Raw genomic sequence first — 4,759 nt, forward strand, 5'->3', positions numbered from 1 at the left:
GGTCTTGGGCGACTCGCAGCGGTCTCAGCCGAGTCGAAAAGGCAGACTCCGCCTCGCGCCGCCGCGAACGGCGCTGCGGGGTCGACGCAATAGACCCGCGCGGCTCAAGTCCGACGGCCTCCTAGGGTGGTCAGCAGTCGCCAGGCGGCTTGGGGTGAATCGATGAGGGATGCCGGGGCGGCGATGTGTGCAGAAGCAGGGGTGGTAGGCATGCGGTGCAATTTAACCCTGATCTGCGCCTAAATCCGCTCCTTCAACGCATCCACATGGCCAATGATCTCGATCATCTTCCCGCTGGTATTCAGTGTCCATCGCGATCAGCGCCACCTCCAGCGTGTTGTCATCCAGCGATCCAAAACCCAAGTTCTCACAGCGCCACACCCACGGGGCTGAGGGAGTCTGCCCCGACACCTCCTCCATGGATACCAATTCGGCGGTGACCAGCGCATGCAATAAATGCCTAGACCCCAGGTACCTTGGGCTAGACAAGGGGCACCTGGGGCCCTGAAAGTGCCTGGGCAGGCACCCCGCTCAAATCTTGATGAACTGCGTGCTCGACAACGCTCCAAACGGCAGCTCCGACAAGCGCCCGCCCACCGCCAGCGGGCCCAGGTCCACCGGGAAGTAGCCGATGGCGTCCAGCACCTTGCGCACTTCGGCCTTGGCTGCGGCATCGTCGCCTGCGTAGAACATGGCGCGCTGGCCGCCAGACACTTGGGGCTGGGCCAGCACGTTCACATCCAGGTGGTTGAACGCCTTGACCACGCGGGCGCCGGGCACGAATTCGCTGAACACTTCGCTGGACGAGCGCCCGCCCAGGTCGATGGCCTTGATGCCGTAGGCCGCCAGCGGGTTGGTGGGGTCTTGGGCGTCGGGCGAGTTGGGGTCCAGAAACGCCACGGGGTTGGTGCCGTCGATGACGATGCGGCCGTTCCAGGCGGGCAGGGGGCCCAGGGCCTGGCCCAGGTCTTCCCAGCGCACGGCGATGAGCACGATGTCTGCGGCTGCGGCCTCTGCCACAGTGCCCGCCTTGATGGTGGGGCCCAGTTCGGCCACCAGCGCGGCCAATGATTCCGGACCGCGCCGGGTGGAGAGGGTGGCCGACAGGCCCTTGTTGGCCAATGCGCGGGCCACGTTGGAGCCGAGAGCGCCAGAACCGATGATGCCGATGTTCATGATGTTTTCCTTGTTGAAATGAAGTGGGTTGAAGTGAGGTGGAAGGGGTGAGGTGAGAAAGCGTGATGGAAGGGCTAGACGACTACCCGAGCCGCCCGGCCTGGCGCAGTTGCGTGGCAATGCGCCGGATTTCTGTGGCGCCCTGTGCCAGTGCGGCCGGGCTGGTGTGCACCGAGTAGCGGCCCATGACAAGGTCGTGCGGGTGCGGCACGGCAGAGCCCAGCACAAAGCTGGTGGCCTGGGGGGCCACAAAGTCGATGCTCTGGCTGCTGGGCTCAAACGCCACCAGCTCGCCAGCGTCAATGGCTTCGCCTGCCGTCAGCGCGCCGGTGGCCACTGCTGCCCATGCCACGGTGTGGCCGGGGGGCGGGGTGTAGGTCCAGCGCGCACCTTGGGCCAACTGCACGGCCAGATAGGTCATGCCCTCGGGCGCCGCCACCGGGCTGTGCGCTGCGCCGTACTCGCCCAGCAGCACCCGCACCGGGCCGACCTGGGGCACCAGTTCGGGGGCCAGGTACTGGCTCTGGGCGGGGGCGTTTTCCAGCGCGGCGGGCAGGGCCACCCACAGCTGAAAGCCCCGGCCCGGCGTGTCGCCCACGGGGGCGCCGGTGTGCCATACGCCGTTGCCCGCCCGCATCCATTCCACACCGCCCGCAGGCAGCAGGCCCGCTTGGCCGGTGCTGTCTTCGTAGCGCACATCGCCTTCCGACAAGAACGTGACGGTGGCGATCCCCGAGTGGGGGTGCATGCCAAAGCCCCGCTGCGCGGCACCCGGCTGAAAGTGGACCAGGTCCAAAAAGATGAAGGGCTTGAGCACCTGGCCCAGGTCCCCGGGGCTCATGAGACGGGTGATGGGGCCGTGCGCGGTGCCACGGGTGCGGTGGGCGATGGCGCGGGGGGCTGTGGCGGGTGCAGACATCAAGAGAACCTTGGAGGTGTTGAACTGATGCCTGTAGCTTAAAAATTCATCGATTGATTGACTAGATGGTGCAATATGATTGAACTCGTCCATTAATTGAATGAATGAGCACGACCATGCTGGATCTGAACGACGTGGCCATCTTTGTGCAGGTGGTGCGCTGTGGCAGCTTTGCCGAGGCCGCGCGCCGCCTGGGCGTGCCGCCCAACACCCTGAGCCGCCGGGTGCAGCAGCTGGAAGCGCAGCTGGGCACCCGGCTGATGCAGCGCTCTACCCGCCATCTCACGCTTACCAGCGCGGGCCAGGTGTTTCTGGAGCGCTGCAGCGGCGCGGTAGAGGGGCTGATGGATGCGGGCGAGGAGTTGCTGGCGGTGAACCAGGAGCCCAGTGGCCTGGTGCGGGTGGCGGCACCGGCCGATTTTTTTGATTTCTTTGCGATGGAGTGGCTCACCGAGTTTCTGGCAGCGCACCCCAAGGTGCGGGTGGACTTTGTACTGAGCGACGGGCGCGCCGACCTGATTGCAGACCGGATTGATGTGGCCCTTCGGGGCGGCATCCTGGAGGACTCAAGTCTTTTTGCCCGCAAGGTGCTGGATGCGGGCAACGACGGCCTGGTGGCCAGCCCGGCCTACGTGGCCCGCCAGGGCGTGCCGGACACGCTGCAAGACCTGGCAGGCCACGACTGCCTGGTGTTCAGCCACCCCAGCGGCAAGGCCACCTGGCGCGTGACGGGACCGGATGGAGCGCAGGCCGAGGTGCAGGTGGCGGGCCGTTTCAGTGGCAACACGGCGCAGGCCTTGCGCAAGGCCGCGCTGGCGGGCCTGGGCATTGCACTGCTGCCCTCCACGCTAACCCAGCGCGATCTGCGCGCGGGCCTGCTGGTGCCCGTGCTCCCGCAGTACCACCGGCAGGGCCACGGCGTGCACATGGTGTACCCCAGCCGGCGCTACCTGCCCTTGGCGGTGTCTGCCTTCATGGACCTGGTAATCGGCAAGATGGGCGCGATGCAGGAACTGCCGCCGCAGACCTGCGGCTGATGCAGCATGAATCCGCTCATGCTCCTGCCCGCTATGCTCCCCCACCAACGCAACACGACACACGGTGACCGCCATGCACGACATCATCTGCCCCCACTGCAACAAGGCCTTCAAGGTGGACGAGACCGGCTACGCAGATATCCTCAAGCAGGTGCGCGACGCAGATTTCCATGCGCAGTTGCACGAGCGGCTGGAGCTTGCCGAGCAGGACAAGCGCAATGCGGTGGCGCTGGCGCAAGCCCAGGTGGCCAATGAGTTGCAGAAAGCGGCAGCCGCCAAGGATGCACAGATCCAAGCCCTGAAGGCGCAGTTGGATGCGGGCGCGGTGGAGCGCGACCTGGCGGTGGCGCACGCCCTGAGCGCGGTAGAAAAGCAGCGCGATGCGCTGGCGAATGAGCTGGAGCGTGCGCGGCAGGCGCATCAGGCAGCGGACCAGTTGGCACAAGCACGGCTGGCGCAGCAGCTGCAGGGCGTGGCCGCCCAAAAGGACGCCGAGATACAGCAGCTCAAATCACAACTGGACGCTGCCGAGGTCGCGCGTAGGCTGGCGGTGACCGAGGCAGTCACGGTGGTGGCGCGGGAGCGCGACGAGCTCAAGAACGACCTGAACCTGGTGGTGGTGAAAAAGCAGCTGGAGGAGACCGCCATCAAGGAGCAGTTCGCCCTGCAGCTGCGCGACCGCGACGGCGAGATTGCGCGGCTGCGGGACATGAAGGCGCGCCTTTCGACCAAGATGGTGGGCGAGACGCTGGAGCAGCACTGCGAGACGGAGTTCAACCGCATCCGCGCCACGGCGTTTCCCCGCGCCTACTTTGAGAAGGACAACGACGCGCGCAGCGGCAGCAAGGGCGACTACATCTTTCGCGATGCGGACGAGGCGGGCAACGAGATCGTCTCGATCATGTTCGAGATGAAGAACGAGAGCGACGAGACGGCCACGAAGAAGCGCAATGAAGATTTCTTGAAAGAGCTGGACAAGGACCGCACTGAAAAGGGCTGCGAGTACGCGGTGCTGGTGTCGTTGCTGGAGCCTGAGAGCGAGCTGTACAACACCGGCATCGTGGACATGTTCTACCGCTACCCCAAGATGTACGTGGTGCGGCCGCAGTTCTTCATCCCCATCATCACGCTGCTGCGCAACGCTGCGATGAAGTCGCTGCAGTACAAGTCGGAGCTGGCGCTGGTGAAGGCGCAGAACCTGGACATCACCAAGTTCGAGACCCAGCTGGACGAGTTCAAGACGGCATTTGGGCGCAACTGGCGCCTGGCGTCAGACGGGTTTGAGGAGGCCGTGCGGCGCATTGACGAGGCCATCAAGGACCTGGAGAAGACGAAGGAGGCGCTGCACAAGTCGGCCAACAACCTGCGCCTGGCCAACGACAAGGCCGAAGACCTCACGATCAAGAAGCTGACCCGCGGCAACCCGACGATGGCGGCCAAGTTTGCAGAGCTCAAGCAGGTGGGGATTTTGGACGGGGAGTGATGCAAGAGCATCGCGGCGCTAAGGCTACGCTGAACAAGCCCTCGAAATTTCCCGCGCGAACGCGGAAGACGCCATTTTTTGGATTTTGTGGCCTCTTGCGCCGCCCATTTGGGCCGTTCGCAGGGCCTTGAGGCCCGATTTCCA

At 65.1% G+C, this 4,759-nt stretch carries 4 protein-coding genes; 2 read left to right on the forward strand and 2 right to left on the reverse strand.

Translation table 11 applies throughout. The annotated features are described in order from the left end of the window. Positions 1-531: 531 nt before the first annotated feature. Complete coding sequence (locus NFX52_RS29290) at positions 532-1,176, reverse strand: NADPH-dependent F420 reductase (RefSeq protein WP_055402999.1); 645 nt, start codon at positions 1,174-1,176, stop codon at positions 532-534. Between the two features lie 82 nt (positions 1,177-1,258). Then, on the reverse strand, positions 1,259-2,095 hold the full coding sequence (locus NFX52_RS29295; protein ID WP_055402997.1) for a pirin family protein: 837 nt from the start codon (positions 2,093-2,095) through the stop codon (positions 1,259-1,261). Positions 2,096-2,211: 116 nt separating this feature from the next. Between NFX52_RS29295 and NFX52_RS29300 the strand changes: the two genes are divergently transcribed. Together NFX52_RS29300 and NFX52_RS29305 are read left to right on the forward strand one after the other, a co-directional pair. Further along, positions 2,212-3,132 (forward strand): LysR family transcriptional regulator, encoded by a 921-nt coding sequence (locus tag NFX52_RS29300; RefSeq protein WP_055403001.1) that lies wholly within the window; start codon positions 2,212-2,214, stop codon positions 3,130-3,132. 73 nt (positions 3,133-3,205) lie between these two features. Continuing rightward, a complete protein-coding gene (locus tag NFX52_RS29305; RefSeq protein WP_055402996.1) occupies positions 3,206-4,615 on the forward strand; it encodes a DUF2130 domain-containing protein in 1,410 nt (469 codons plus the stop codon). Positions 4,616-4,759 lie beyond the last annotated feature (144 nt).

This window comes from Acidovorax facilis (assembly GCF_023913775.1).
GTDB lineage: Bacteria > Pseudomonadota > Gammaproteobacteria > Burkholderiales > Burkholderiaceae_C > Acidovorax > Acidovorax facilis.